General features: G+C 67.7%; 29 protein-coding genes and 1 pseudogene. 11 read left to right on the forward strand and 19 right to left on the reverse strand.

Annotation, left to right across the window (positions count from 1 at the left end):
* Positions 1-43: 43 nt before the first annotated feature.
* Together ectB and ACFWN7_RS11240 are read right to left on the reverse strand one after the other, a co-directional pair.
* Positions 44-1,318 carry a diaminobutyrate--2-oxoglutarate transaminase gene (gene ectB / locus ACFWN7_RS11235; RefSeq protein ID WP_376938895.1) on the reverse strand — a complete coding sequence of 425 codons (1,275 nt, stop codon included), beginning with the start codon at positions 1,316-1,318 and terminating at the stop codon, positions 44-46.
* A gap of 363 nt (positions 1,319-1,681) precedes the next feature.
* Positions 1,682-2,902 carry an FAD-dependent oxidoreductase gene (locus ACFWN7_RS11240; protein ID WP_376938896.1) on the reverse strand — a complete coding sequence of 407 codons (1,221 nt, stop codon included), beginning with the start codon at positions 2,900-2,902 and terminating at the stop codon, positions 1,682-1,684.
* Positions 2,903-3,041: 139 nt separating this feature from the next.
* On the opposite strand from ACFWN7_RS11240, the gene ACFWN7_RS11245 reads away from it, so the two are divergent.
* Entirely contained in the window at positions 3,042-3,530 is a 489-nt protein-coding gene (locus ACFWN7_RS11245) for a hypothetical protein (protein WP_376938897.1), read from the forward strand.
* A 165-nt stretch (positions 3,531-3,695) separates the two neighbouring features.
* On the opposite strand, the gene ACFWN7_RS11250 is transcribed toward ACFWN7_RS11245, so the two are convergent.
* The 3 genes from ACFWN7_RS11250 to ACFWN7_RS11260 form a co-directional block, all read right to left on the reverse strand.
* Positions 3,696-5,516 carry a serine/threonine-protein kinase gene (locus ACFWN7_RS11250; RefSeq protein ID WP_376938898.1) on the reverse strand — a complete coding sequence of 607 codons (1,821 nt, stop codon included), beginning with the start codon at positions 5,514-5,516 and terminating at the stop codon, positions 3,696-3,698.
* A 93-nt stretch (positions 5,517-5,609) separates the two neighbouring features.
* The gene (locus tag ACFWN7_RS11255) at positions 5,610-6,293 is read right to left on the reverse strand and encodes a class F sortase (RefSeq protein ID WP_376938899.1); all 684 of its coding nucleotides are present in this window, start codon (positions 6,291-6,293) and stop codon (positions 5,610-5,612) included.
* 11 nt (positions 6,294-6,304) lie between these two features.
* The gene (locus tag ACFWN7_RS11260; RefSeq protein WP_376938901.1) at positions 6,305-7,072 is read right to left on the reverse strand and encodes a hypothetical protein; all 768 of its coding nucleotides are present in this window, start codon (positions 7,070-7,072) and stop codon (positions 6,305-6,307) included.
* Positions 7,073-7,286: 214 nt separating this feature from the next.
* On the opposite strand from ACFWN7_RS11260, the gene ACFWN7_RS11265 reads away from it, so the two are divergent.
* Positions 7,287-7,907, forward strand: coding sequence for a hypothetical protein (locus ACFWN7_RS11265; protein ID WP_376938902.1), 621 nt, complete (start codon positions 7,287-7,289; stop codon positions 7,905-7,907).
* Positions 7,908-8,222: 315 nt separating this feature from the next.
* Here the strand turns inward: ACFWN7_RS11265 and ACFWN7_RS11270 are convergent, their stop codons facing one another.
* Positions 8,223-9,047 (reverse strand): NmrA family NAD(P)-binding protein, encoded by an 825-nt coding sequence (locus ACFWN7_RS11270; RefSeq protein WP_376938903.1) that lies wholly within the window; start codon positions 9,045-9,047, stop codon positions 8,223-8,225.
* A 148-nt stretch (positions 9,048-9,195) separates the two neighbouring features.
* On the opposite strand from ACFWN7_RS11270, the gene ACFWN7_RS11275 reads away from it, so the two are divergent.
* Positions 9,196-10,203, forward strand: a complete 1,008-nt coding sequence (locus tag ACFWN7_RS11275; RefSeq protein WP_376938904.1) for a cupin domain-containing protein — start codon at positions 9,196-9,198, stop codon at positions 10,201-10,203.
* Positions 10,204-10,218: 15 nt separating this feature from the next.
* Here ACFWN7_RS11275 and ACFWN7_RS11280 read toward each other — a convergent pair whose 3' ends face one another.
* The 3 genes from ACFWN7_RS11280 to ACFWN7_RS11290 all read right to left on the reverse strand — a co-directional run bounded on the left by ACFWN7_RS11280 (position 10,219) and on the right by ACFWN7_RS11290 (position 11,507).
* Positions 10,219-10,509, reverse strand: coding sequence for a DUF4287 domain-containing protein (locus ACFWN7_RS11280; RefSeq protein ID WP_376938905.1), 291 nt, complete (start codon positions 10,507-10,509; stop codon positions 10,219-10,221).
* Between the two features lie 25 nt (positions 10,510-10,534).
* Positions 10,535-10,936, reverse strand: coding sequence for a cupin domain-containing protein (locus ACFWN7_RS11285; RefSeq protein ID WP_376938906.1), 402 nt, complete (start codon positions 10,934-10,936; stop codon positions 10,535-10,537).
* Positions 10,937-11,054: 118 nt separating this feature from the next.
* A complete protein-coding gene (locus ACFWN7_RS11290; protein ID WP_376938907.1) occupies positions 11,055-11,507 on the reverse strand; it encodes an Lrp/AsnC family transcriptional regulator in 453 nt (150 codons plus the stop codon).
* Between the two features lie 108 nt (positions 11,508-11,615).
* Here ACFWN7_RS11290 and ACFWN7_RS11295 point away from each other — a divergent pair, with 108 nt between their 5' ends.
* The 3 genes from ACFWN7_RS11295 (at position 11,616) to ACFWN7_RS11305 (ending at position 13,469) form a co-directional block, all read left to right on the forward strand.
* Positions 11,616-12,269, forward strand: a complete 654-nt coding sequence (locus ACFWN7_RS11295; RefSeq protein ID WP_376938908.1) for a LysE family translocator — start codon at positions 11,616-11,618, stop codon at positions 12,267-12,269.
* Positions 12,270-12,330: 61 nt separating this feature from the next.
* Positions 12,331-12,831 (forward strand): recombinase family protein, encoded by a 501-nt coding sequence (locus ACFWN7_RS11300; RefSeq protein ID WP_376938909.1) that lies wholly within the window; start codon positions 12,331-12,333, stop codon positions 12,829-12,831.
* Positions 12,832-12,944: 113 nt separating this feature from the next.
* Positions 12,945-13,469, forward strand: a complete 525-nt coding sequence (locus ACFWN7_RS11305) for a dihydrofolate reductase family protein (protein WP_376938910.1) — start codon at positions 12,945-12,947, stop codon at positions 13,467-13,469.
* Positions 13,470-13,797: 328 nt separating this feature from the next.
* On the opposite strand, the gene ACFWN7_RS11310 is transcribed toward ACFWN7_RS11305, so the two are convergent.
* Entirely contained in the window at positions 13,798-14,331 is a 534-nt protein-coding gene (locus ACFWN7_RS11310) for a GNAT family N-acetyltransferase (protein WP_376938911.1), read from the reverse strand.
* A gap of 282 nt (positions 14,332-14,613) precedes the next feature.
* Between ACFWN7_RS11310 and ACFWN7_RS11315 the strand changes: the two genes are divergently transcribed.
* Both ACFWN7_RS11315 and ACFWN7_RS11320 read left to right on the forward strand, forming a co-directional pair.
* Positions 14,614-15,294 carry a carboxymuconolactone decarboxylase family protein gene (locus ACFWN7_RS11315; protein WP_376938912.1) on the forward strand — a complete coding sequence of 227 codons (681 nt, stop codon included), beginning with the start codon at positions 14,614-14,616 and terminating at the stop codon, positions 15,292-15,294.
* A complete protein-coding gene (locus ACFWN7_RS11320; protein ID WP_376938913.1) occupies positions 15,291-16,166 on the forward strand; it encodes an RNA polymerase sigma-70 factor in 876 nt (291 codons plus the stop codon). The genes ACFWN7_RS11315 and ACFWN7_RS11320 overlap by 4 nt, the downstream gene beginning before the upstream one ends.
* Here ACFWN7_RS11320 and ACFWN7_RS11325 read toward each other — a convergent pair.
* The gene (locus ACFWN7_RS11325) at positions 16,151-16,360 is read right to left on the reverse strand and encodes a hypothetical protein (RefSeq protein ID WP_376938914.1); all 210 of its coding nucleotides are present in this window, start codon (positions 16,358-16,360) and stop codon (positions 16,151-16,153) included. The two genes, ACFWN7_RS11320 and ACFWN7_RS11325, sit on opposite strands and share 16 nt — an antisense overlap.
* A gap of 202 nt (positions 16,361-16,562) precedes the next feature.
* On the reverse strand, positions 16,563-17,003 hold the full coding sequence (locus tag ACFWN7_RS11330; protein ID WP_376938915.1) for a VOC family protein: 441 nt from the start codon (positions 17,001-17,003) through the stop codon (positions 16,563-16,565).
* Between the two features lie 55 nt (positions 17,004-17,058).
* Here ACFWN7_RS11330 and ACFWN7_RS11335 point away from each other — a divergent pair, with 55 nt between their 5' ends.
* Positions 17,059-17,409, forward strand: a complete 351-nt coding sequence (locus ACFWN7_RS11335; protein ID WP_376938916.1) for a metallopeptidase family protein — start codon at positions 17,059-17,061, stop codon at positions 17,407-17,409.
* Between the two features lie 231 nt (positions 17,410-17,640).
* On the opposite strand, the gene ACFWN7_RS11340 is transcribed toward ACFWN7_RS11335, so the two are convergent.
* Positions 17,641-18,036 carry a hypothetical protein gene (locus tag ACFWN7_RS11340; RefSeq protein ID WP_376938917.1) on the reverse strand — a complete coding sequence of 132 codons (396 nt, stop codon included), beginning with the start codon at positions 18,034-18,036 and terminating at the stop codon, positions 17,641-17,643.
* A 71-nt stretch (positions 18,037-18,107) separates the two neighbouring features.
* Positions 18,108-18,695, reverse strand: coding sequence for a hypothetical protein (locus ACFWN7_RS11345; RefSeq protein ID WP_376938918.1), 588 nt, complete (start codon positions 18,693-18,695; stop codon positions 18,108-18,110).
* Positions 18,696-19,226: 531 nt separating this feature from the next.
* On the opposite strand from ACFWN7_RS11345, the gene ACFWN7_RS11350 reads away from it, so the two are divergent.
* Both ACFWN7_RS11350 and ACFWN7_RS11355 read left to right on the forward strand, forming a co-directional pair.
* Complete coding sequence (locus ACFWN7_RS11350) at positions 19,227-19,568, forward strand: hypothetical protein (RefSeq protein WP_376938919.1); 342 nt, start codon at positions 19,227-19,229, stop codon at positions 19,566-19,568.
* Positions 19,569-19,828: 260 nt separating this feature from the next.
* Positions 19,829-20,191, forward strand: coding sequence for a PRC-barrel domain-containing protein (locus ACFWN7_RS11355; protein ID WP_376938920.1), 363 nt, complete (start codon positions 19,829-19,831; stop codon positions 20,189-20,191).
* Between the two features lie 64 nt (positions 20,192-20,255).
* Here the strand turns inward: ACFWN7_RS11355 and ACFWN7_RS11360 are convergent.
* From ACFWN7_RS11360 to ACFWN7_RS11380, 5 genes and pseudogenes are all read right to left on the reverse strand, one after another.
* Positions 20,256-20,906, reverse strand: a pseudogene (locus ACFWN7_RS11360) (AarF/UbiB family protein); the annotation flags it as partial.
* Positions 20,907-21,101: 195 nt separating this feature from the next.
* The gene (locus tag ACFWN7_RS11365) at positions 21,102-21,632 is read right to left on the reverse strand and encodes a hypothetical protein (RefSeq protein WP_376938921.1); all 531 of its coding nucleotides are present in this window, start codon (positions 21,630-21,632) and stop codon (positions 21,102-21,104) included.
* Positions 21,619-22,263 (reverse strand): nucleotidyltransferase domain-containing protein, encoded by a 645-nt coding sequence (locus ACFWN7_RS11370; RefSeq protein WP_376938922.1) that lies wholly within the window; start codon positions 22,261-22,263, stop codon positions 21,619-21,621. The genes ACFWN7_RS11365 and ACFWN7_RS11370 overlap by 14 nt, the downstream gene beginning before the upstream one ends.
* A gap of 546 nt (positions 22,264-22,809) precedes the next feature.
* Positions 22,810-23,289, reverse strand: coding sequence for a TIGR02391 family protein (locus tag ACFWN7_RS11375; protein ID WP_376938923.1), 480 nt, complete (start codon positions 23,287-23,289; stop codon positions 22,810-22,812).
* A complete protein-coding gene (locus tag ACFWN7_RS11380) occupies positions 23,282-23,983 on the reverse strand; it encodes a DUF5343 domain-containing protein (protein ID WP_376938924.1) in 702 nt (233 codons plus the stop codon). Before ACFWN7_RS11380 ends, ACFWN7_RS11375 begins: the two co-directional genes overlap by 8 nt.
* Positions 23,984-23,999 lie beyond the last annotated feature (16 nt).

A 23,999-nucleotide genomic window follows, 5' to 3' on the forward strand; every position in this document is an offset into this window, starting at 1 on the left:
TGCTTCCGGATGCCGCCGACACGCGGCCACCCCCTACGGCTGCTCAGCGGGCGAGCACCGTGTCGAGGCTCTCGCGCACGATCGCGAGGCCGCGGGTGAGCTCGTCGTCGGTGATCGTGAGCGCCGGCAGGAACTTCAGCACTTCGTCGAAGGCGCCGGATGTCTCGATCACGAGCCCGCGGTGGAACGCCTCCGCCGAGACGCGGCCGGCCAGCGTGCGATCGGAATCGCACGCGAGGCCGTACATGAGACCGCGGCCGCGCACGACGAAGCCCTGGCCCGGGTGGTCGGCGGCGATGCGCTCGAGTTCGGCGCGCAGCAGGGCCGACTTCGCGGCGACCTCGTCGGCGAACGCGGCATCCGCCCAGTAGGTCTCGAGCGCGGCGCGCGCGGAGACGAAGGCGAGATTGTTGCCGCGGAACGTGCCGGTGTGCTGGCCGGGCTTCCACACGTCGACCTCGGGGCGCAGCAGCACGAGCGACATCGGCAGGCCGGAGCCCGAGATGGACTTCGACACGGTGACGATGTCGGGCACGATGCCCGCCTCCTCGAACGCGAAGAACGCACCGGTGCGGCCGACGCCCGCCTGGATGTCGTCGAGGATCAAGAGGATGCCGCGGGCCGCCGTGATCCCGCGGAGGCGCCGCAGCCAGGGCGCGCTCGCGACGTTGATGCCGCCCTCGCCCTGCACCGCCTCGACGATCACCGCCGCGGGCAGGTCGAGGCCCGAGCCTGGGTCGTCGAGCATCTTCTCGAACAGGTCGAGCGTGTCGACATCCGCCCCCAGGTAGCCGTCGTACGGGAGGCGTGCGACGTCGTCGAGGCCGACGCCCGCGGCGTTGCGATAGCGGCTGTTCCCGGTGGCGGCGAGGGCGCCGAGGCTCAGGCCGTGGAAGCCGTTGGTGAAGGCCACCACGAGCGAGCGGCCGGTCGCCTGGCGGGCGACCTTGAGCGCCGCCTCGACGGCGTTCGCGCCCGTCGGCCCGGTGAACTGCAGCTTGTGGTCGAGGCCGCGCGGTTGAAGCACGAGCCGCTCGAACGCCTCGATGAACGCCTTCTTCGCCGAGGTGGCCATGTCGAGGCCGTGGATGATGCCGTCGCGCTCGAGGTACTCGACGAGCGCGCGCGTGAACGCCGGGTTGTTGTGCCCGTAGTTGAGCACGCCGGCGCCGGCGAAGAAGTCGAGGTACTCGCGCCCGTCGGCGTCGATCAGGGTCGAACCGGTGGCGCGGTCGAACACGGTCGGGAACGAGCGGATGTATCCACGAACCTCGGACTCGCGGCGGTCGAAGACGTCCAGAACTGTGTCGCTGCTCATGGCAGGCGGGCTCCTCTCGAGGCAGGTGACGGTGAAAAGACCCTACGTCCTCAAGCCGAGCGTTCCGTGCACGGGGTGGCGTTTGCTCCCGGCATGGCCGAGCCCACGGCTGCGAACTACGACGTCAAGCGCGAGCATCCGGAGCTGTACGCGCCGTCGGCGAGGGAGGCCATCGCGAAGCACCTCGCCGTGCTGCAGGACGTCGGCCTCGTCGAGCCGGTACGCGTCGGCCGCGAGGTGCGGTACCGCGTGCTCGGCTCGCAGCTGAGCGACACCGCGCACCGGCTCGAGGCCAGGGCGCGGAGTGGGACCGCCGTCTCGCGACCATCAAGGAGATCGCCGAGGGACCTTGACCGGGCTCGGTCAGTAGATGTGCAGCTTCTCCAAGAGCGCGAACGTGTCGTCGAGGGTCTCGAACAGATCCTTGTTGTGCTTGATCATCTTGCTGCGCATGTAGACGCGCAGCCACTGCTTGTACATGAAGTTCTCGTACCGGTCGAACTTCTCCCGCAGTGGCAGATCCTGCTGCCCGATCAGCCCGGCGAGGAACATCGCACATTCGAAGCCCAGCGAGATCGACTGGAAGTACGGCGAGCCGATGGCCGAGTCGCCGGCAAGGAACGCCGGCGAGCTCGCGAGCGGGTGGTCGGCCGAGTCGAGCGCGTGCCACTTGCGGCTGGTCACGTTGCGGGCGTGATAGAGGTCGAGCGGGATACGGACGATCTCGAGTTCGCCGAGGATTTCTCCGCCGGTCTCGTGCTTGATCCGGTCGATGAATCGGTCCATCGACAGGGTGACGCCCGGGAAGTTGCTGCGGAGCCATGCGCTGTCGAACCGCGATGGCATCGCCTGGTACTCCGCTTCCGTGATGTTGACGATGCCGGTCACGTGGCTGACGCCTTGGTCGTAGAAGGTTCGGTGCACCGCGGGAATGAACTTGTAGCTGTCATTCTCGGCGTTCTTGTAGTACTTGCAGTACTCGTCGCAGACATACGTCTGGCTGTACAGGAACGTGATCACGAGCGTATACTCCAGCCGGACCTTGAAGAGGTTGGCTTCGCCGCCAACCCCGCCGAACGCGGGAGAGATGTGATCCCGGAGGAGTGATCTGCTCCCGGTGCAGTCGATGAGGATGTCGTCCGGTCCCACGATCGCCAGCGCGTCCTGCGCTGTGAGGTCGCCGGCCACGCGTTCGACCGAGTGCGTTCCACGCTGATCGATCAGGTCGCTGAGCGCCTGCTCGATGGCGTTGAGTGGGCAGAATCCCAGCGTCCATTCGAGCAGCAGCGACCGAAGGTCCGGCGCGATCGACTGCCTGGATGCGACGCCCTCTTCGAGGTCGGCGCGATCGAAGACGGCCTCGACGTTCTCCTCATCGATGTAGTCGATGCAGTAGCTCTCGACAGTATCCGCGACGAGATAGGTGTCGAGCTTGACCATTCGGGTGCGAGTGTACGGGGATCGCTTCTCATAGAGGCGGATCGAGTAGTCGCCCATGGTCTGCAGCAACGCCGCCAGCATGAGACCGACAGGGCCTCCGCCGACGATGTGGACCTGGCGTGGCGTCGACGATTCGAAAGGCATCCGAACACTCCTCACGCAGGAGACGCGGAAGGATCCTGTGCCGCAGCGACCCCAGGTTCCGCGCAGCGGCGCACCCCCATCTGGTGCGTGCCGCGGCCTAGACTAGCACCGCGAGGACGCAACCGAGCCGAGGTGCCCCATGGCGACTGCGATCGAGGATCAGGACGCACGCTTCCCGGTCTTCGAATTCACGTACTCCGACAACCAGACGGGTGAAGCGACCACCGTCAGATCGACCGACGGCATCCTCTTCGCGCGTGTGGCGAATGGCGGTGCGTTCCGTTCGATCACCGCCCGAATCATCTCTTCGCGCGTCCCCCTCAAGCTGAAGTACGGATGTCGCTACAGACGGCTGGGCCAAGATGGTGAACTCTCGGGCGAAGCGCTCGAGGGCGAGCGATGCCCGCCGGGCGGCGCCGACCACATCACTCGGATCGCGTTCGAGTCCAAGATCTACTATCGGTGCTGGATGTCGCATCCCGAACGGCCCGACGAATACCTGCGAGATCCCGCCGGCGCGTTCTGGTATCCGAGTGGGCAGTTCTGTGGAGCCGTCGACGACGGTCGTTGGATCACGGCTCTCGAGATCAAGATGCCACCGATCGTCGAAGGCTGGCGTTCGGCGTGAGCCGCAGGATGCCACGGACGCCGGCTTCGAGTTTCAGATCGGCAGCGGCCGGTCGTCGACCGCCGCGACGATCCTGCGGCCGTGCGAACGAGTTCGCGTGGCTCGAGTCCCACGGCGTCGGTCGCGCCTGAACAGCGTCGCAGCATCCATGTCACTCTCCTCGCGTCATCGCAGGTCGACGCTGCTGATCACCTCGGTCGCGGCGATCTTGAGCACCCCGCCCTCGTCGACCAGTTGATACGCCGTCACCTCCCGCACGGCACGCCCGTCGGTGAAGTTGTAGACCAGCGTCGCCTGCGCGGCGTCGGCAGCGGACGCGGTCACGTCGGAAATCCTCATATTCGCAACCGCGCCCCAGAAGGCACCGTATGCGTTCCGCCCTCCGACGTGATTCTGCTGGTAGTCGGCGGTCAACATCGACCAACCGGTGTCCAGGTCGCCCGGGACGGTCGCGTAATAGGTCGTGACCGCGTCGACCACCTGTTGTTCGGCACTCGGTGGAGCTGGCGGCGGCTCCTCCGCTTCTTGGGGCGGAGTGGAAGGGGCGACCGGCGGTTGCGCCTCGGGCGATCGTGTCGCCGGGGTTTCGGTGGCGGCCTCCGGCGTCTGTGAAGTGCTGGGCGATTCCTCCGTGCCGGGGCCTCCAGCGGTGCCGGCATCCGGGCGGAGCGGACCGAAGAGAGAGAGGCCGCCGAGCACGAGGAGGGCCACCAGAACAAGGATGCCGACCAGCGCATCGGCACGGCGGCGGCGAATAGGTGGGGGCCCCGGAGTTGGCTCGTCGGTCGGTGGTGGACTTTGCGGGCTCTGCGTGAGCCAGGCCAGCGGCGGGGATGTTGCGGCTCCGGCCAGTCGATCTGTGTCGGCGGCAGGCACTACAGCGGTGGGCGCTTCAGTGGTGGTCGCTTCGGCGGCGGGCGCTTCAGCGGTGGGCGCTTCAGTGGTGGTCGCTTCGGCGGCGGGCGCTTCGGCGGCGGGCGCTTCAGCGGTGGGCGCTTCAACGGTCAGCGCTTCAACGGTCTGCGCTTCAACGGTGGGCGCTTCAACCGTTGGCGCTTCGGATTCGGGCTCTTCGGCCGTCACGACTGGTGACCCATCGACGACGAGGTCGGCGGCTGCGGCGCCGAGCGGTTCCGTTGGCAGAACGGATGCCGCGGCATCCGTGCCCTGGGATATCGCGGCCAAGCGCGACGCGACCGACTTCATCGAAGGGCGACGCTTGGGATCGGCCGACAGCATGTCGCGCAGCAGCGGCCCGAGCGCTCCGGCGTGCGTCGAAGCCGGGAAGTCGCCGCGTGCGACCTTGTGCAGCAGGGCGAACGCGTTGTCGTCGGCGCCGAAGGGCGGCCCACCCTCGAGCATCGCGTACAGGGTGGACCCGAGCGAGAAGACGTCCGACGCGAAGCTCGACTGTTGCTGTCCGCTTGCCACCTCTGGCGCGAGGTAGGCGGGCGTGCAGCGCATCATGCCGGTTGCGGTGGTCGTCGCATCGCCGAGCGCGTGCGAGATGCCGAAGTCGCTGATCATCGCCGAACCGTCTTCGGTGATGAGGACGTTGCCCGGCTTCACATCGCGGTGAACGATGCGCATCTTATGGGCCGAGGCGAGTGCGGAGCTCACGTGCGCTCCGATGCGAGCGGTCTCGGGCGGGGTGAGCGTACCGTGCTCACGAAGCAGGTTCGACAGCAGCGTCGACTCGACCAGCTGCATCACGAGGCATGGTCGGCCGTCATGTTCGACGACGTCGAACACCGTGACCGCGTGCTCGTGGTGCAGGCCCGCGGTGATGCGGGCCTCACGCATCGCCCGATTCGTCGCGGCCTCGCGCTCGAGGTCGGTGAGTTCGGGCTGCGTGCGCAGCATCTTGAGCGCGACGCGCCGCTCGAGGCGTTCGTCCCACGCTTCCCAGACGACACCCATCCCGCCTGTACCGAGCAGTTTGACCAGTCGGTAGCGGTCGGCGATGAGAGTGGATGGCGTACTCATCGAGCTGGTTCCTCCGACTCCCTGGGTCTTGGGACTCTCGGCGCCATAGGCGAATCACGCGGCCTGACGACGCCCGGCACCGCTGCGACGGCCTCAGGCCACGCCGACCAGCTTCGCGTAGACGACGAGGTTGTTCGCATACAGCAAGTTGTCCCCGTCGTACGCGTCGCAGGTGATGAGGCGGATCTCGGCACCTGGCACCGGGTAGTAGATGGCTTTCGTCGGGAACTCGTCCTTGACGTACGTCTCGTTCTTGTACACCTCGAACACCGCTGTCGCGCCGTCGGCACGGGCGACCGAGATCTGGTCACCGGGTTGGAGGTGGCGCAGGTCGTAGAAGACACCGGTGGCATCGGTCAAGGAGTTGACGTGGCCGAGCAGCACCGACACGCCGGCGGAGCCGGGGGTGGCCGAGCCGTTGTACCAGCTCGCCGGTGATCCGTCGTCGTTGGGCGGAACCTCCAGCGTGTTGTCCGCGCGCAGGCCCGTCTTCATGAGCCCCGAGTCGATGTTCACCGCCGGAATGCGGAGGCTCACCGGCTCCGACGGCTCCATGGCGAGCGCCACGGAAGGCGGCAGGTCTTGCTGGGGCTCCGCAGCCGGTGAGGGCGTCTGGTCCGGTTCGGCAGGTGCCGGGTCGGGCGAGGGAGCGGAACTGGCGGCGGGTGGACTGGAGGGCTCCTGCTGGTCACTGAGAGCGCAGCCGGTCAGGAGCAGCAGCAGGGCCACCATCCCCGCTGGGAGACGGAGCTGGCGGCCCGTGCTGTGATGTGACATGTGAACGACCCTCACCGAGTCGCGTTCGCCCGACGAGCGAAGACGTAGGCTCCGCCGACCGCGGCGGCGCCGATCACGCCACCAATGGCGAGCATTCCGGCGTCGATGCCACCGGTGTTGCCGGTTCCGGCGACGCCGGTGTCGACTCCGCCGGCGGGCTGCATCTTCAGCGCGCCGCACAGGGCCGGTGAGGTTGCGGCCAACGGCAGCTCGGGAACGAGGTCGCTCGGCGCGGTCGCGCCCTCAGGCTGCGTAGCGGGATCCAGACCGTGCACCACGATGACGGCCGTTCCGTTGGCCAGCGAGTCCTGCGTCTCCTGGTTCAACTCGAACGTCTCCTTGTACTCGATGGTGGCGCCCCACGGCGCGACGGTGAGGTCCGTTCCCGCGGCCGGGCTCTTATCGGCGTCGCCGACCGACAGCGTGGTGCCGATCCCGCCGTACGAGGGCGCACCTTCCGTGGTGCTGATGATGCCGTCGCCGTTCGCGTCAACGCTCATGTCCGGGCAGACGCCCTGCGCACCGATGTGGATGTGCTGCACATGCGGGTACGGGTTGCCGTCGAATTCGGCCGCCAGGTTCGACGCGTTCAGCGTGACCGTGGCCACGGTGCCTTCGACGTCGATCCACGCCTCGCCGGATGCGCCGCTGTTGTTGATCTCGTTGAGCGTTGCCGAGTACGAACCTGCGGCATGGTCGGCCATTGCCGGCGCCGCCGCTCCCATCGCCACGAGGCCCAAGCCGAGCGCCGGAGCGAGTATGAGTGCCTTCTTCTTCATGAGAAGTACCTCTTTCGATCAGATTGCGGGCGCACAGGCTTGTGTCCTGTTCACGTTGCCCGTTGTTCATGGGTAGTTATTCGGAACCGTCGCCGCCGAGGATTGGTCCTCTAGGTCGGTCGGTGACCGCCGCCTTGTGCCCGTCGAACCAATCCCATGGCTCCACGTCGACGAACCACTCCTGAACTCATGAGCGATGGATGTGGAGATTCGAATGGAACGCAGAACGTGGCTCGGTGCCATCGCCGTCGCCTCACTGTTGATGACCGGCTGTGCGGCGTCGGCCGCTGAGGCACCGGAAAGCCCGAATCCGGGGCCGTCCCACACCATGCCCGACGGGACGGTGATGTCCGGTTCCGAGCATGAAGCACACGACGCCCGACCCGAGAACGAACACGGGCCTTCGGAGGCAGCGCAGATGGTCTGCGCCGGTCAGGTCGTGACGGCCGTCGCAGGCGTTCTCGGGCTGGAGGCCGAAGTCTCCCCAACGTCGTCGTGGGAGAAGCCCATGTTCACCTGCACGTACGAGATCGATGGCCGGCCACTGGTGCTCTCCGTGCATGACGCTACTGATGAGGCCGAGGGCCGAGCGCACTTCGCAGACCTTCAGAACAGCCTCGACGATGCCGAGGAGATCGAGGGTATGGCAGGCCTGGGCATGCCGTCGTTCTCCACCGGTACGGGGATCGTCGCATTCGTGCGGGATGGCAAGACGCTGCTGGTGGACGCGACCGCGCTTCCGAGCGGACTCGGCGCCAACGGCTCGAAGACGCAATCCGAAGCGGCGTATGCGCTTGCCTCGGCCGTTCTCGTCTGCTGGGTCGAGCACGACTGAGCACGCATCGGTCGTCGACGTGCTCGACATCGGGAACGGCGGACTGCGCGACTCGCGCGGAATCGACCCTGAGCCGTCCGGACTTCATCCCAAGCGTGACGTGAATGCAGGAACAATCGTCCAGGGCGTCGCGTGTCGCGCTGCGACACGCCACAAGAAGGCGGGTTGTTCCTTCTTTGGCAGGGGAGCGGCCGGTGCCCGGCCAGCGGGAACCTCCTCGTTCGGTCGTTGGTTCGAGGGGCCGCGTTGCGCCGCCGCACGAGGCGCGGCATCCGTCGATTCGGATGCCGCGCCTCGCGCAGCTCTCGTCGGATGTCAGACCCTGGCGCCCGCGCGCAAGGCCTCGGCGAGCACGGTGCGCGCGTCGCGCGGCGGCCGGCCGAGCGCGTCGAGCACGCCCGCGGTCGGCTGAACGTTGCGGCCGTCGAACACCTCGCGGCAGAGCTCGGTGAGCATGGTTGCCACATCGGGTCCATCCTCGGCGGCGACCGCCGCGTGGAACTCGTCGAAGCCGACGGGCAGGTAGCGGATGTCGCGCCCGTGGATCTCCGACAGCAGCTCGGTCAGTTCGGTGAACGTCAGCGACTCGGGGCCGGTCACCTCGTGGATGCGACCCTCGTGCCCGGTGCCGGTCAGCGCCTCGACGGCGACGGCGGCGATGTCGTCGACGTCGATGAAAGGTTCGCGCACGTCGCCGGCGGGCAGCGCGAGCACGCCCGTGTCGACCGCGTCGCGCAGCATCCCCTCGGTGAAGTTCTGCGTGAACCAGCTCGCGCGCACGACGGTGGCGGGCACGCCGGACGCGAGCAGGATGTCCTCGCAGCGGCGCGCGCCGTCTTCACCCCTCCCCGAGAGCAGCACGATGTGACGCACCCCCGCGACGCGGGCGACCGCCGTGAAGCGGGTGATGGCCGCCTCCGATCCGGGGGCGGCGAGGTCGGGCACGTAGGCCGCGTACAGGCGCTCGACGCCGTCGAGGGCGTCGCGCCATCCATCGGGTCGCTGCCAGTCGAAGGCGGGAATCGTGCCGCGGGCGAGGCGGCGCACGGCGTGGCCGCGCTGCTCGAGCAGATCGGCGACGCGTCGGCCGGTCTTGCCGGTGGCGCCGACGACGGCGGTGGTGGAAGTGGAGGAGGTCATGGCGGGGTCCTTCCGTCGTGTTCGAGTCGTTTCGTGCGACCACTCTCGCGTCCGCCGGTCCGGACGGACAATCGCCGTACAACCGCTTCTCTTTGCCGATCGTCCAGAGCGAGGCTCATCCGGATGTCCGGCATGCCACCGTGGACGCATGGTCAACCCACGAACGGCGGCCGCGCACGCGGCGGCACACCACGACGACTCCGTCGACGAACTCGGCGACGGCCTGCACCTGCTGCGCTTCACCGGCGCGCTCTTCTGCCGCGCCGAGCTCTCCGAGCCGTGGGGTGTCGAGTTCCCCGAGCTGCCCGGCTGCATGACGCTGCCCGTCGTGCTCTCGGGGCGGTGCGTGCTCGAGGTCGGCGACGACCGCTACCCGCTCGAAGCCGGCAGCGCCGCGCTCATCACTCGTGGCGTCGCCCACAGGGCACGCAGCAGCACGGATGCCGCGGCGACCCCGCTCTTCGACATCCCCGCCCTGCAGGTCACCGACACCTACGAGCACATGCGCCTCGGCGGCGGCGGCGAACGCACGCAGATCGCATACGCGGCGATGCAGGTCGACGCGCCGCTCACGGCCCGCCTGATCGCGGAGCTTCCCGACGTGATCCGCGTCGACTCATGGGACGACGAGGAGACGGGCGCGTTCGCGACGGTGCTGCGACTGCTCGCGCGCGAGGCGGAGTCGATCGAGCCCGGCGGCGAAGCCGTCATGACCAGGCTCGCCGACGTGCTCGTCATCCAGATCCTCCGCCGCTGGCTGCGCACCGCAGAGACACAGGCCGGATGGCTCGCCGCGCTCCGCGACCCGCACGTCGGTCGTGCCATCCGCCGCATGCACGCCCGGCCCGAGGAGGAATGGACGCTCGTGAGGCTCGCTCGCGTCGCGAACCTGTCGCGCTCGGCCTTCGCGGAACGCTTCACGACCCTCGTCGGCGAACCGCCGATGCGCTACCTCGCCGGTTGGCGCCTCGACCAGGCCCGGTCGCAGCTCACGCGCACCGACGACCCGATCGCGACCATCTCGACGCGCGTCGGCTACGGCTCGGAGGCCGCGTTCAGTCGCGCGTTCAAGCGGCACCACGGGGTGACGCCGGGATCCGTGCGTCGAGCCGCCGAGTCGGCGCGGCCGCTCACGCCGTTCCGGTCGGCGTCGTAGCCTGCGCAGGGCCGCTCACCGGTTCGGATTCGTGGCCGCCCCATCGAGCCAGAGCGTGTCGGTCGGGTCGCTGTGCGTGCCGCCGCTGTCGACGTGCTCGGCGCTGATCTGAGGACCCTTCGTGATGACGTGGACGAGCGCCATCGCGTGGCCGCGGCCGAGGTCGTAGTCGGCGGCGAGCCACTCGACGATCGGCGTCGCCTTGGTGCCGGGGCCGAAGCCCTTCTCCTCGGCGAGCTCGATGAACCGGCGGGGCGTGAGGCCGGTCTTCGCTTCGATGTTGTCGAGGTAGGACTGGAATGACAACGTGGATCTCCTTCGGTTCGGTGGGTCAGTCTTGGTCGGCCCAAGTCTGCACGATGACGTCCGATGCGTGGATGCACAGCACCCGGAGCCGTCCCGTGCCGGCGTTCTTGAAGCCGTGCCAGACGCCGGTCGGCACGGTCGCGGTGTCGCCCTCGCCGGCCTCGAACGTGTGATCGCCGATCGTGATGCGCGCCGTGCCCTCGATGACGACCCAGGTCTCGGGGTAGGGATGCCAGTGGAGGCCTGGGCCCTCGCCCGGCTCGTTGTCGACGTAGAAGTAGGAGACACCGGCGCCGTGCTCGCGCCCGACGAACCGACGGGTTCGGCCGGCACCGATGCGCAATGACTCGCCGGGCACGACCTCCGGCGTCGGCGCCGACATCGTCGGTTCCATGGTGATCTCGGTCGAATAGGTCGCACTGGTCATGGAATGCCTCGATTCGGTGTGAATGGTCGGAAAGCTCCACCTAGGCTCTCGCCGGAGCAGGCTCCGGCGCAACAGGTTCTGACGAGAGATCACCGCGAATCCGGCCCGGTGATCGCGGTCAGATCGGCAGCGGCCGGTCGTCGACGATCGTCTTCATGACCAGGGTCGACTCGACGCGGCGCACGCCCGGCAGCGCGGAGAGTTGCTCGTCCCACAGTCGCTGGTACGCCGGAAGGTCGGCCACGGCCACGCGCAACAGGTAGTCGGGGTCGCCGAAGAGCCGCAACGCCTGGATCACCTCGGGAATCTCGGCCACGGCGGCGTCGAAGGCGGGGATGGTCGCACGGTTCGCCTGCTCCATCGTGACGAACACGAGCGCTCCGAAGCCGAGCCCGACCACCTCGGGGTCGATGACCGCGCGGTATCCGGTGATGGCACCGGATGCTTCGAGCGCATGGAGTCGGCGATGGGTCGGCGACATGCTCAACTGCACGCGCGCGGCCAGGTCGGTGAGGCTCAATCGCCCGTCTTGCTGCAGTTCGGCAAGGATTCTCTGATCGATCGCGTCCATGGGGTGAATTGTTCCACGAGAGCAGCCTGTGATGGAGAAAGAAGGAAGCCTATTCTTCGCATTCTTGCCTATGTTCGTCCCATCGGAGATGAGAGGCAGGGGCGAGACGTGGATGCGCAGTTGCTGCTCGCGTGCGCGGGCATGATGATGCTCATGGTGCTGGTGCCCGGCCCCGATTGGGCGTACATCCTCGCCGCCGGCATGCGTGATCGCAGCATCGTGCCGGCGCTCGCAGGCATCCTCATCGGATACCTCGCAGCCGTCACCGCGGTCGCGGTGGGCGTGGGGGCCGCTGTGGCCGCGCTGCCATGGGTGCTCATCGGCCTCACGTTCGCGGCCGCGGGCTACCTGTCGTATCTCGGCATCCGCGTGCTCCTGCAGCCCCCCGCGCTCGCCACGGGCGACCCGCCGGGGCAGGGCGCCTCGACCGCGGCATCCGACACCCGGCCATGGTTGCGGCTCGCGCAGGGCGCCGGCGTCAGCGGACTGAACCCGAAGGGGCTCCTCGTGCTGGTCGTGCTGTTGCCGCAGTTCACCGACACGGCCGGAGCCTGGCCGATTCCGATGCAGCTCACCGTACTGGGCCTCATCTTCGTGGGCAGTTGCGCGCTCGTCTATTCCGTCGTTGGCATGAGCGCGCGAGCGGTGCTCAGATCCCGGCCGTCGGCCATGCGCATCATCTCCCGCGTCTCAGGCGGCGCGATGGTCCTGCTCGCGGTGGCCCTCGTCGTCGAACAGGTCTCACATTTCGTCAGCGCATGACCGCCGGGCCACCGTCCCCCTCGGTCGGGGCGAGAATGGAAGGAGACACGAGAGGCTCCGCATGGGTGAACCGACCACTGATTCGACGAGGGATGTTACGGGCGCGACGGGTGCGACGGCACAGGCGCCCGCTCCGGATGCCGCGCGCACCCCGCACGGGCCCGGACACCACGCCCTCGGCTGCCCCGAGTGCTTCGAGCAGTTGCAGCGAAACCGCGACTGGTGGAAGGCGCGCCCGGAGGGAGCGCGGCTCGTCGGGCTGGTCGTCGCCCGTGACGACATGCCGTCGGTCGTCGAGCAGCGGAACGACCTGGCGCGCTTCGGCGTCGCGATCCTCGACTTCAAGCATCCTGCCGCCGAAGCGCCCGAAACCTGGGAGCAGCGGCTCGGCCGCCTGTTCGGCACGCTGCAGACCGGTGACGTGCTCGTGGTGGCGAACGAGCGAGCTCTCGGGCGCAACGCCGACGAGGTCACGCGCACGATCCGAACTCTGCAGCGGCGCAACCTCGTCGTCAAGGTGCTGAACCACGGCGCGCGACACCTGGAGGATGCGCGCGGCTGACGCATGGCGCCGGCGGCCACGACCGGGTGAGGTGCCGTCTGAGTTCAGGCCCCACTCGGGTGTGCCCGGTGACATCCGGCCGGGAACGGAGGAAGCTGGGCCGCATGGGCGAGGTGACGATCTCATTCGAAATGACGCTCGACGGGGTGTTCGATCAGATGGAGCACTGGTTCGACCTCGACGATCCGGAGCTGGTGCGCCACTCCGACGAGCTCGTGTTCGGTGCCGACGCAGTGCTGGTCGGGCGCAGAGCCTACGAGTTCTTCCGCGAGTACTGGCCCGCGCAGACCGATGACCGCGGCTTCGCTGCGCACTACAACTCGCTGCCGAAGTACGTCGCCTCGAGGACGCTGAAGGGTCCGCTCGACTGGAACGCGACGCTCATCGAGGGCGATGTGGTCGAGACGGTGCGGCGCCTGCGCGATCAGTACGCGTCGATCATCTCGCACGGCTACGGTCGGCTGGCCGCCACGCTCGTCGATGCGGGGCTGGTCGACGAGGTGCACGCCGGCATCCACCCGTTCCTGGTGGGCAATGCGGAGGACCGGCTGCGCACGCCGCACCCGGTCGGCCTGCGACTGCTCGAGGCGCAGACGTACGACTCGGGCATCATCGCCGCCAGATACGCGCCGGTGTAGTGGGCTTGCTCGGTCCCTGGACAGATATGCCGCACGACCTTTCTCCCGGTGTACGACTCTTCGGAAGGGTCGTCCTGCGGACAAAGGGTCGTACGGCCAACCCGCCGAGCGCAATCACGCGCTCACCGACGGCAACAAGCGCCTGGTGTGGTTGGTGACGGCCGCGTTCCTCGAGCTCAACGGCGTCGATCTGGTGGTCGACGATGTCGATGGGGCTGATCGGTTCCTTCGCTTGGTGGCGTCGGGCGAGGTCGAACCGGCAGACATATCCGATTGGATCCGAGGACGGATGCATCCACTCGCGTAGCACGCACAGCGGACGCGACCCTCATTCGTCCCATGAAGTCTCGGCCGGAATCCGATACTTGAAACCGACGTGCGAGCCGTGAAACCCGAGGCGTTCGTAGAAGCGGTGGGCGTCGGTGCGGTCGACATCGGAGGTGAGCTGCACGAGCGGCGAGCCGAGTGTCGGCGCTGCGACATCCGTGACCCAGTTCATCATGGCGCCGCCGATACCCGACGAGCGTGATTCGCTGCGCACCCGCACCGCCTCCACCTGGAGGCGTGTGGCACCGCGGCGCGCCATGCCGGGGATGTGCGTGAGCTGAAACGTGCCGACGAGCCGGCCCGCCGGGTCGGCCGCCACCAGCAGGTCGTTGCTCGCATCCCCGATGATCTGCTCGAGCGCGTCGAGGTAGGCGAGCCGGTCGTTCGGCGCCGCGACGTCGCCACGGGCGGCGCTGACCGGGTCGTCGGCCAGCAGCGCCATGAGTTGGTCGAGGTCATCGGATGTCGCGCGCCGGAGAACGATCTGGGATGACCGGGTGGCGAGGGTGGCGGGCAGGTCGAGATCGCGGAGCATCCCACAAGTGTCGCAGTGAGCGAACAGGAGTTCGCCGACGTCGGCTGATCAGGCGGTCCAGGGGTCGAGCAGCGGCACGCCGAACGATGTGAAGTCGCGCAGGTTGTGTGTGACGACCGTGAGGGGCTGCGGGCTTGCGCAACTCGCTGACCCGCGTTCGTGTCGAGCAGCCAGCGGCAGCGGCGCCACCGTGACGTCACAACCCCGCGACATCCGGTGTCTGCATGTCGACGGGTCATCCGGAACCGAACCCCGGACCGTCGACGATCGCAGGAGGACACGATGACCACCCAGACCCGAATCCCGCCGACCGAGCTCACCGGACTCTTCGGCGCGGTCGTGAAGGTCGCCGCCCGCAAGATGATCGGCCGCGTGCCCGACTCGATCGGCGTGCTCGCGCACCACCCCGCCCTGATGCGGGCGTCGATGGGCATCGGCCGCAAGATCGAGGCGCTGCACGAACTCGACCGCGATCTCGCCTCGTACGCCGTAATGGCCACGGCGGCACACGTCGGGTGCAGCTGGTGCCTCGACTTCAACTACTACAAGGCGCACAACGAGGGCCTCGACGAGGAGAAGGCGCGGCACGTGCCGAACTGGCGCGAGGCATCCGTGTTCACGCCCCTCGAACGCCACGTCATGGAGTACGCCGAGGCGATGAGCCAGACCCCGCCCGCCGTCACCGACGAGCTGTCGGCCGCGCTGCTCGACGAACTCGGCCCGGCCGCGCTCATCGAGCTCACCGCCAAGGTCGCGTTCATGAACATGAGCTCGCGCATGAACGTGGCACTCGGCATCCATTCCGAGGGCTACGCCGACGCATGCGAACTGCCACCGCTCCTGACGCGGTCGGCCGAGAGGACGGATGCCGCAGGCGCGACGGGCGGGGCGGGCGCGGTGGTCTCGACGGTCTCGACGGTCTCGGCGGATGCCGCGGCCGACGTCGTAGGCTCGGCGTCATGACCGACGATCCGTTCGTCACCCATCGCGGCCTGCTCTTCACGGTCGCGTACGAGATGCTCGGCTCCGCGGCCGACGCGGAGGACGTGCTGCAGGAGTCCTGGCTGCGGTGGGATCAGGTCGACCGCGGTGGGGTGCGCGATCCGCGCGCGTACCTCGTGCGGATCGTGACCCGGCAGGCGCTCAACCACCTGCGCGCGTCGGCGCGGCGGCGCGAGTCGTACGTGGGGGAGTGGCTGCCCGAGCCGCTGCTCACGAGTCCGGATGTCGCCGACGACGTCGAGCTCGCCGAAAGCGTCTCGATCGCGATGCTGACCGTGCTCGAGACGCTCGGCCCGACCGAGCGTGCGGTGTTCGTGCTGCGGGAGGTGTTCGACGTGCCGTACGACGAGATCGCCGAGGCGGTCGACAAGTCGCCGGCGGCGGTGCGGCAGATCGCCCACCGCGCGAAGGACCACGTCGCGGCCCGGCGCCCGCGCGTCACGGTCGACCGCGCCGAGCAGGAGGCGGTCGTCGCGAGATTTCTCGCCGCGGTCAACACGGGCGACCTGCAGGGGCTGATGGACGTGCTCGCACCCGATGTGGTCTCCGTCGCCGACGGCGGCGGACTCGTGCGCGGTGCTGCTAGGCGGCCGATCGTCGGTGCCGACAAGATCGCCCGCGCCCTGCTCGGCGGCCTCGCGAAGCTCGGGCTGCCGTTCGAGGCGGTGCCGGTGTGGGTGAACGGGCATCCTGCGATCCGCGGCGAGATCGACGGAGAGCTGGCCGGTGCGATCTCGTTCGAGATCGAGGGCGGGCGAATCACGCGGATCTTCTCTATCGCCAACCCGCAGAAGCTCGGCCGGCTCGACGAGGCGGCTCAATTGATGCGATAGCGACTCCTGAATGGGTAGCTCGAGAGGTACTCGCGGGTATGTCGGACTCCACCACGATCGAGGTGCCGCGGGCCCTGCGTGATCGGCTCGTGCTGCATGCTGAACGCGATCATCTCGCGCTCGCGCAGTTGATCGAGCAGGCACTCGATGAGAATGAGGACCGCGAGTTCTGGGCGCGGGTGCAGCGTGAGCACGCCGGACTCTCCAGCGCTGACCGCGATGCATTTGTCGGCGGCCGAACGTGCCGCGACGATCTCCCGATGCGGGCGGCGACCTGCTCAGTGCTCGTGACGAATGGTGAACCGCGGCGAGATCTGCCTCGCCGACCTCGGTGATCCGATCGGAAACGAGCACGCGCTCAGCCGCCCGGTGATGACCATCAGCGCGCCGCACCCGTCACCCCACCTGCTCGGCCAAGGCGACGATGATGCCCGCCGGCCCGCGGAGGTAGCAGAGCCGGTACACGTTCTCGTAGTTCGCGACCTCGCGGAGCAGCTCGCCGCCGTGCGGGCGCAGGCGCGCAATGGTGTCGTCGATGTCGTCGACGGCGAACATCACGCGGTGCAGGCCCAGTGTGTTCGGCGGCGGGATCGCCGGCGTCGGGGCGGATGCCTCGGGCGCGAGGTACTTCGTCAGTTCGAGCCGGCCGTGGCCGTCGGGCGTGCGCATCATCGCGATCTCGCTGCGCACGCCGTCGAGGCCGACGGTCTGGTCGGCGACGTCGCCCTCGATCTGCGCGCGGCCCTCGAGGTCCATGCCGAGCTCGGCGAAGAACGCGACGGCCGCGTCGAGGTCGTCGACGACGATGGCGACGTTGTCCATGCGTTGAATGGTCATGTGGTCGAGCGTAGGCACGACCACCGACACTCTCGCGAGCGAGCACAATTGGGGCATGGTCGAGATCTCCGACGACGACTTCGAGGCAATGGTCACCGACGTGTTCGATGCGCTCCCCGACGACATGGTCCGCGGGCTCGAGAACGTCGGGATCGTCGTCGAGAATCAGCCGGTGGGGGAGCGACCGCGGCTGTTCGGGTTGTACCGCGGGCATCCGCTCACCGCGCGAGGGGTCTACGGCTTCGGCGAGCTTCCCGATCGCATCACGCTGTACAAGAACAACCTGCAGGAGCACAGCGCCGACCTCGACGCGTTGCGCTCCCGCGTGCACCTCACGCTCGTGCACGAGATCGGCCACTATTTCGGGCTCGACGACGCGCGGCTCCGCGAGCTCGGCTGGGCGTGAGTCGGCCGTCGCCGTCGAGCGGCACCGAGCGGTGACGACGGATGCCGCGGCCGCGTGCTGTGGCGGCGTTCCGGATCGATCGCGCGCATCCGTCGTATGAATGCCGCCTCACTTGAGGCGGATCTCACACGAGCCGCGCGGAGCATGACTGCGGCAACTTCGATCCACCGATCGGGCGCCGAGCCCATCGCAGAGGGGAATCGCTGAAGCCCGGCCTCGTAGCTCGCGTCGCTACATCATCGCCTGCAGCAGCTGCGTGGCCCGCTGGTTGTCGCTCGTCGCAAGAACGACGCGGTTCCTGGTGGCCACGTAGGCGAGGGAGATGTTGATCCCGGCCTCGGCGAGCGCGCGCGCCATCGCCCCGAACGTGCCCGGCGTGTCGATCTCGGGGTCTGGCAACGCAGGACTGACGAGCACGTCGGTCTCGGCCTCGACCGTGATGCCCGCGCCCTCGAGCGCCGCCTTGGCGCCCGCGACGTCTTCCACGAGCACATGCACGGCACCCCTTCCGCCCTCCATGATCGCGCAGAAACCCTCGATGTTGACGCCCGCGTTGCCGAGCGCCTCGCCGAGCCGTGCCCCTTCGCCGGGCTGGTCCTGGAGTGTGACCAAGAGATCCTTCGCCATGACGGCACCTCCTTCTCGGATGCCTCAGGTCTACGCCCGCGCTCGCGGCGAGTCAACGAGAGTTTGCTGGATCAGGCCGGGTCGATCCGGAGCACCGGCGCCGACTCGCCGACAGTGAGGTCGTCGATGACGCGGATGCCGCGCGCGAGGTCATCCACGGCGCCGATCACGGTGCCGAACCGCTCGCGATCGCTGCACACCGCCGTCACGCTCACGAAGTGCGAGCCGAGATCCCACGTGTACGTGGCGAACGGCGGGCGACCACCGGGCGGTAGCGGCATGGCGAGCTTCTCGCCGACGCCGAGGTAGGTGCCGCGGAACTCCTCGGTGTCGTCGTACTCGATCGGCATCGATGCCCGGGCGACGCGCAACTGCGGTGTCGCGGCCTGCACCTGCGCCATCGCTACGACCAACTCGGGGTCGTCCTTCCAGACCCACACGAGCACCCGGCCGCCCGCCTTGCGCATCAGGAACGGAACCGCCTGACTCATCGCCCAGGCGGTGAAGCCGCCCGCCCCGGACGGCGCCGCATCGGGCCCCTTGGCCTGGGCCAGCAGCATCCCGATCGCCGCCTTGCGGTGGCGTCGACCGCGGAATCCGAGGGAGTCCGTGACGGGTACCCACTTGGATCGATCGGGTTCTGCGTGGAGTCGGGGCACGCCCCAAGCCTACGAGTCGGGCCATCGCTCGAGGAGTCGAGCTCACCGTGCCTCGACAGCCAGCGGGGTAGTCGCTGTAGGGCTGTTGTTCGCCGATCGGCTCGCCGGTCTCGACGCGGACCTGGTCGTAGCCGTTGCCGTTACACGGCTCACCGAGCTCGGCGGCGAGGGCTCGAGGAGACATTCATCGTGGGGCACGATCGCGGGCCCGCGACACCCGACGAAGGTCAGGTGCTCGCCTGTCTTTCGGCCGTGATGGCGCGCCACGGCGGATCGGTACCTTCCTGGGATCCGAACTCTCTGGAGGATGCATCGGCGTCATCAATTCCGTCTCCGACGCGAGCGATCAGCCGCAACGCGCGGCCGCACACGGCCGGAACTCAGCTCGAGGTGAGCCGATGAGCTCGGTTCCGAGGGTCGCCCTAGCGACGGTGTCGGCGCACCTCGCAAATGTCGAACCGGGTTTTCGCCTCGCCGCAGACCTCGGGTACGACGGCGTCGAGGTGATGGTGGGCTACGAGCGAGCGAGCCGTGACGCTGCGCGCCTCAACACACTCGCGCATCGCCACGGCACGGAAAATACTCGCGATCCACGCCTCGTTCGCGCTGATAGACAAGGGTGCCTACGACAACCACATCTGGCAGGCCGTCCCGACCGTGCCCGGCCGCTCCTACGTCGTGTCGGCCGACGTGATGGTGGGCGTCACCGACGGGTTCGTCCCGAGCGCGGTCTTCCTCACCGCGAAGGGCATGAACCCCGACGGCTCCGGCCCGTTCCACGTCGACGCGAAGACCGTGGTGTCGGTCCGCGCGACCGATGAGGCAGGCAACGTGAGCGAGGTCCGATCGTTCACGCGCAAGGATCTCGGCTGATCACGCACGGGCCGGTCGGGTTTCCGACCGGCCCGTGCCGCACGAAGGATCCGGTGGGGGCGATGAGGACCCTGCCGCGTCGGTCGCGCGACGACGTGCCTCGTCGAGCACGTCGACCGCCTGCTTGACCTGTTCGGGCGTGCCCGTGCGCTCCGCTACGGTCCTGTCAACCCTCTGTGATCGGCTCTGTGGTCGATCTACCGTCGAGGGAAACACCCATCACGATCAGGGCCTTCACGGGCCTTGCGAAGGGAGGAACGATGAGTTCGACATGGGACGCATGGAGCTACCGCACGACAGCCGCGCGTGACGCGCAGAACAAGGACATCGCCGGATACGAGGTGCACGCTACCGACGGCCACATCGGCAAGGTCGATAAGGCGACCTACGACGTCGGCGCGAGCCAGATCGTCGTCGACACCGGCCCGTGGATCTTCGGCCGCAAGGTCCTGCTGCCGGCGGGGACGATCGACCGAGTCGATGACGCCGAGGAGAAGGTGTACGTAGACCTGACCAAGGATCAGATCAAGGACTCACCCGAGCTCGACGAGGGAACCACCTGGGATGACGCCGACTATCGAGAGCGCGTCGGCGGCTACTACAGCGGGTTCTACGGCTACTGAGATCCAACCCACTCACCCGTCGTCCCGGAGCACGCCTCCTGGGCGGCGGGTTCGCAATGTCCGGCGCTTCGTGCAGGTAGTCGATCTCTTCGAGGCTCGTGGCGGCGAAGTCCTCGACGAGCGAGGGCGCGTCGACGTGCTTCGCGACGAACCGCACGCGGCTGAGCCATCCGGCGACGCAGCGCCGCGCCGCCAGGTCGACATCGACGATCGCCTCGATGCCCGGTCGCTGCACCTTGACGACGGCCTCGTCGAGTCCGGTGTCGGCAGCGTCGATCGGTGCGAGCCGGGTGCGGTGGGCTTGGCCGAAGGATGCCGCCGTCAGCGGCGCTGCGTCGAACCTCGCGTATGCGCGCTCGAGCGGCAGCCCGAGCTCCGCCTCGGCGAGGCGCCGGATCGCGTCGAACGGCACCGGCGGCACCTCGTCTTGGAGGCCGGCGGGCTCGCGGGTGATCTCGGGCGGCAGCACGTCGAGGCGCGACGAGAGGTACGGGCCGACCTTGATCATGAGGCCGCCGAGGTCGATCGCGAGCGCGTGGAAACGGTGGGCGATGCGGGTCAGCCGCGCCGCTCGCCCGCGTGCCGCGACCTTCGCGAGGCCGATGCGCGGCAGCACGAGTTCGAACCACCAGATCTGCACGATGTGTCGCGCGGCGAACCGCAGGATCCGCCGGTGGCGGGCGCGCGTGCTGCTCGGCGTTTCGCCGTCGTCCATGCGTGTCATCGTATGCGCAGTGGCAACGGTCGAGGCACCGCCAGGCGCTTGCGGGTGCACCGTCGGCGTCACGCAGTCCACGGTTCGAGGAGGAGCGGCACGTCGAGCGGCGCGAAGTCTCGCACATAGCGCGTGACGACGCTGAATTCGTGCACCATCGCGGTCGCTGCAAGGTCAAAGGCGCGGCCGTCGCGGTTACGATTCCGCGTACAAGTTCGCGTGCTTCAGAGTCCGAATCCGGCGGTGGCAGGCCGGCAGCTGGGATGGCCCGCCGGTGGTCGCGAACTGCTGCGCAGAGGCCAGAGGCCCCCGCATTCGACGGCGAAGTATGAACCGGCGGGTCAGGCGGCGCGCATCGCCTCGATGAGTGCATGCATTGCGCGAACGGCCCGCACGGTCGCTGCGGCTGATGGAGTCGTACCCGTAGCCGGCCTTCGTCTTCATGCGGAGCAGCGCTTCGAGCTGTTTCGCGGCCGAACTGTCGGCGCGGTGCAGGTGGGCGATGGCGCTCGTGTGGTTCTCGCCCTGTACGTACGAGCCGATGCGCTTCATGCAGATCACGTCGGATACCGCGATACCGGCATGAACGCAGAGGGTGACGATGGCATCGACGAGTTCCGCGTCGTCGTCATCGAAGGCTCGGACGATTCCGACGGCGTGGGCGAACTGTTCTGCTTTCGAGCGCCGCCCACGTTCGGTCGCGGGCGTTCGCTCAACCTGCCGCACGTCGCCGCCGTTCGAGGAGGCCGATGCGGGCTCTGAACTCGGAGAGCGAACCTTGCAGCATCACGCCGTCTCGTGCGACCTCTGCGAGCACGGGATGTGCGTCTGAACCTTGTTCGAGTTCCGTCAGATCGTAGGTGAGAATGCGCGTGTCGTTACCGGTGAGTCTCGAGGTTCGAGCGGCGATGACGGCAGCCTCGTCGTCGAAGAGATCTGGGTCAGCCGATCCGGATCGCACGAAGAAGAGGTCGATGTCGCTGTCGGGGGTCATCTCGTCTCGTGCGGCGGAGCCGAACACCACGGCGAACTCAGGCCGAGAGGTGAAGCCCTGTTCGACAGCATCGCGCAACGCGTCGAGCACTCGAGATTTCGCTGAAGCCATCTCCGTGATCGCGTTCGCGAGCACGTGCTCGGCGTTGAAGCGAAACACGGTGCGAGAACCGATTGTTGTCTCGAGAACAGTGCCCTGTTGTACCAGGCGTCGGATCGCGTGGCGCACCCCGGTGTAGGACTTGCTCGTCATCCGGGCCAGCATCGCGACGTCCATCTGACCTGCGGGGTCGCGCGCAAGCACCGCCAGTACCTCGCCCTCGACGCCGCCGCTGACCGCGGCGATTGGATGCTGAAGCTGCATGGAACCCTCCCGATGCGGACTTTGCTAAATATCGCAACGCTATGCTGTCGATAGCAATCTATCGCTAAATAGAGCAACGAGCGACCTGACGAGTCACGTTCTCAAGAACGCGGGGATCTCACGAGCAGTTGTGTACGCACGCGAGGCCTGACGGAATACGAAAAGCCGTGAGCTCACCTGCCGCTGGGTGAGCCCGTTCCGTCGCCGAGGGTCCGTACGCGGCGCGTCGTGCGCTGCCAGACCACCTCAGGCGCGGCGATGTGCGGTCGCCGGCGAAACGGATCGTGGTCGCGATCGAGGGTTCCGGCTCTTTCGGCGCAAAGTTGGGCCAGGAAGCTGCAGGAGACGGGCCCAGCCGTGTTCGAGGTGCGGCCGCCCGGCCGCGGCTCGCGTGCTCGGGACGGCAAAACCGACCAGTTCGACGCGATCGCCGCCCCCCGGTCGATCCTGCACGCCGACCCGAGCCACCTCGCCACGCCCAGAGCGGCGGGGATGCGTGCGGCGCTTCACGTGGCTTACGACCGCGCGGCGGGCAATGAAGAAGAACTAGCGAACGCCAGCATCATCCAACTTGCGCAATAGGATCGAGGCGACGGATAGATGGTCGAGACAGAGATCGGGTGAATCCGTGAGCTCGGTCTCATGACCGCGCGGATTCCGAATCCCCGACTGTGCACCCGCGAAGATATAACGGTAGCCGAACTGCTCGTCCTTGTCGGAGTCGGTCGCCATTCCGTTCAGGTGGACAACCGGGGCTTGCTCATTGAAGGCTGCCATCATCAGTTTGTTGCCGGTGAGGCCTCGTAGTTGACTGATTCGCTTCACCTCCTTCTCGACGAACTTGAACGCCTCGAATGTCGCCTCGGGATAGTAGCCGTCGTCGTAAAGGCCTCGAACCTTCGAGGGCAGATCGGGGTGTATGTTGCGTGTCTCGAAGGGATGGAGTTCACCCGGAGTTTCCGGTGTCGCCTCGCTATACGTGTGGGCCCTACGAACGACCTGCTCGAACCAGCCCAGGTCACGCACGATCGATGAGGTTCTTCCGGATGCTGGCGAAGATCGCGTCATAAACGTCGGCGGTGGCAGCGGCGGGAAGATTCACCTCGACACGAACAGTGAGGCCTACGGCGTTGTCAGCGGTCGATGCATCCTGAGGTATGGGCGGCGCTACAAGTGCTTCAGTGGACTTCGCGCTCTGATCCCCCTCGCTTGCCGCTGCACTCGGCTTCGGCTTCGGCTTCGGCTTCGGCTTCGGCTTCGGAGAACCGACGGGCTTGCTGGCCGCGGGCTTCACCGGCTCCCCATGGCCAGCCAGCGCAGCCAGAGTCAGGAAAGTGGAGGCCTGCCGACCGCCGATCAGTTCCGAGGTCTTATCCTTGACGCGGAACCAGGTCGTGAGTACTTCTTTACTTTCGTCCCAAGCACTCGCGCCGTGCTCGGCAAAGAGGTCAGCGTAGGCCGCACTGATGAGGGTCTCGAGACCAGTCTTGAACTCGTCCTCACCGTGGAAGAACAGGTCTGTTGCGCCATCGACTTTCTTGCCTTCGTCATCGATCAATCCAAGGAACCGGAAGATGTTAATGATGTAGGACTCGTTTGCGGGCGCAATGCTAAAGCGCTTTAGCGTCGAGGCGTCTACTACGGGCGGAAACGCCTTCCGGAACTGCTCGAATGCTTTCACGAGTGCACCCTGGCCCGAGGTGTACGGGTACGTTGCCATCCCTCAACTCCCAAAC

It is taken from the genome of Agromyces sp. NPDC058484 (assembly GCF_042720415.1).
Lineage (GTDB): Bacteria > Actinomycetota > Actinomycetes > Actinomycetales > Microbacteriaceae > Agromyces.

Bases quoted from the DNA above. Each gene is read 5' to 3' on its own strand.
- ectB (WP_376938895.1), bottom strand. From the start codon at position 1,318: ATGAGCAGCGACACAGTTCTGGACGTCTTCGACCGCCGCGAGTCCGAG.
- ACFWN7_RS11240 (WP_376938896.1), bottom strand. From the start codon at position 2,902: ATGCCTTTCGAATCGTCGACGCCACGCCAGGTCCACATCGTCGGCGGA.
- ACFWN7_RS11245 (WP_376938897.1), top strand. From the start codon at position 3,042: ATGGCGACTGCGATCGAGGATCAGGACGCACGCTTCCCGGTCTTCGAA.
- ACFWN7_RS11250 (WP_376938898.1), bottom strand. From the start codon at position 5,516: ATGAGTACGCCATCCACTCTCATCGCCGACCGCTACCGACTGGTCAAA.
- ACFWN7_RS11255 (WP_376938899.1), bottom strand. From the start codon at position 6,293: ATGTCACATCACAGCACGGGCCGCCAGCTCCGTCTCCCAGCGGGGATG.
- ACFWN7_RS11260 (WP_376938901.1), bottom strand. From the start codon at position 7,072: ATGAAGAAGAAGGCACTCATACTCGCTCCGGCGCTCGGCTTGGGCCTC.
- ACFWN7_RS11265 (WP_376938902.1), top strand. From the start codon at position 7,287: ATGGAACGCAGAACGTGGCTCGGTGCCATCGCCGTCGCCTCACTGTTG.
- ACFWN7_RS11270 (WP_376938903.1), bottom strand. From the start codon at position 9,047: ATGACCTCCTCCACTTCCACCACCGCCGTCGTCGGCGCCACCGGCAAG.
- ACFWN7_RS11275 (WP_376938904.1), top strand. From the start codon at position 9,196: ATGGTCAACCCACGAACGGCGGCCGCGCACGCGGCGGCACACCACGAC.
- ACFWN7_RS11285 (WP_376938906.1), bottom strand. From the start codon at position 10,936: ATGACCAGTGCGACCTATTCGACCGAGATCACCATGGAACCGACGATG.
- ACFWN7_RS11290 (WP_376938907.1), bottom strand. From the start codon at position 11,507: ATGGACGCGATCGATCAGAGAATCCTTGCCGAACTGCAGCAAGACGGG.
- ACFWN7_RS11300 (WP_376938909.1), top strand. From the start codon at position 12,331: ATGGGTGAACCGACCACTGATTCGACGAGGGATGTTACGGGCGCGACG.
- ACFWN7_RS11310 (WP_376938911.1), bottom strand. From the start codon at position 14,331: ATGCTCCGCGATCTCGACCTGCCCGCCACCCTCGCCACCCGGTCATCC.
- ACFWN7_RS11315 (WP_376938912.1), top strand. From the start codon at position 14,614: ATGACCACCCAGACCCGAATCCCGCCGACCGAGCTCACCGGACTCTTC.
- ACFWN7_RS11320 (WP_376938913.1), top strand. From the start codon at position 15,291: ATGACCGACGATCCGTTCGTCACCCATCGCGGCCTGCTCTTCACGGTC.
- ACFWN7_RS11330 (WP_376938915.1), bottom strand. From the start codon at position 17,003: ATGACCATTCAACGCATGGACAACGTCGCCATCGTCGTCGACGACCTC.
- ACFWN7_RS11335 (WP_376938916.1), top strand. From the start codon at position 17,059: ATGGTCGAGATCTCCGACGACGACTTCGAGGCAATGGTCACCGACGTG.
- ACFWN7_RS11340 (WP_376938917.1), bottom strand. From the start codon at position 18,036: ATGGCGAAGGATCTCTTGGTCACACTCCAGGACCAGCCCGGCGAAGGG.
- ACFWN7_RS11355 (WP_376938920.1), top strand. From the start codon at position 19,829: ATGAGTTCGACATGGGACGCATGGAGCTACCGCACGACAGCCGCGCGT.
- ACFWN7_RS11370 (WP_376938922.1), bottom strand. From the start codon at position 22,263: ATGCAGCTTCAGCATCCAATCGCCGCGGTCAGCGGCGGCGTCGAGGGC.
- ACFWN7_RS11380 (WP_376938924.1), bottom strand. From the start codon at position 23,983: ATGGCAACGTACCCGTACACCTCGGGCCAGGGTGCACTCGTGAAAGCA.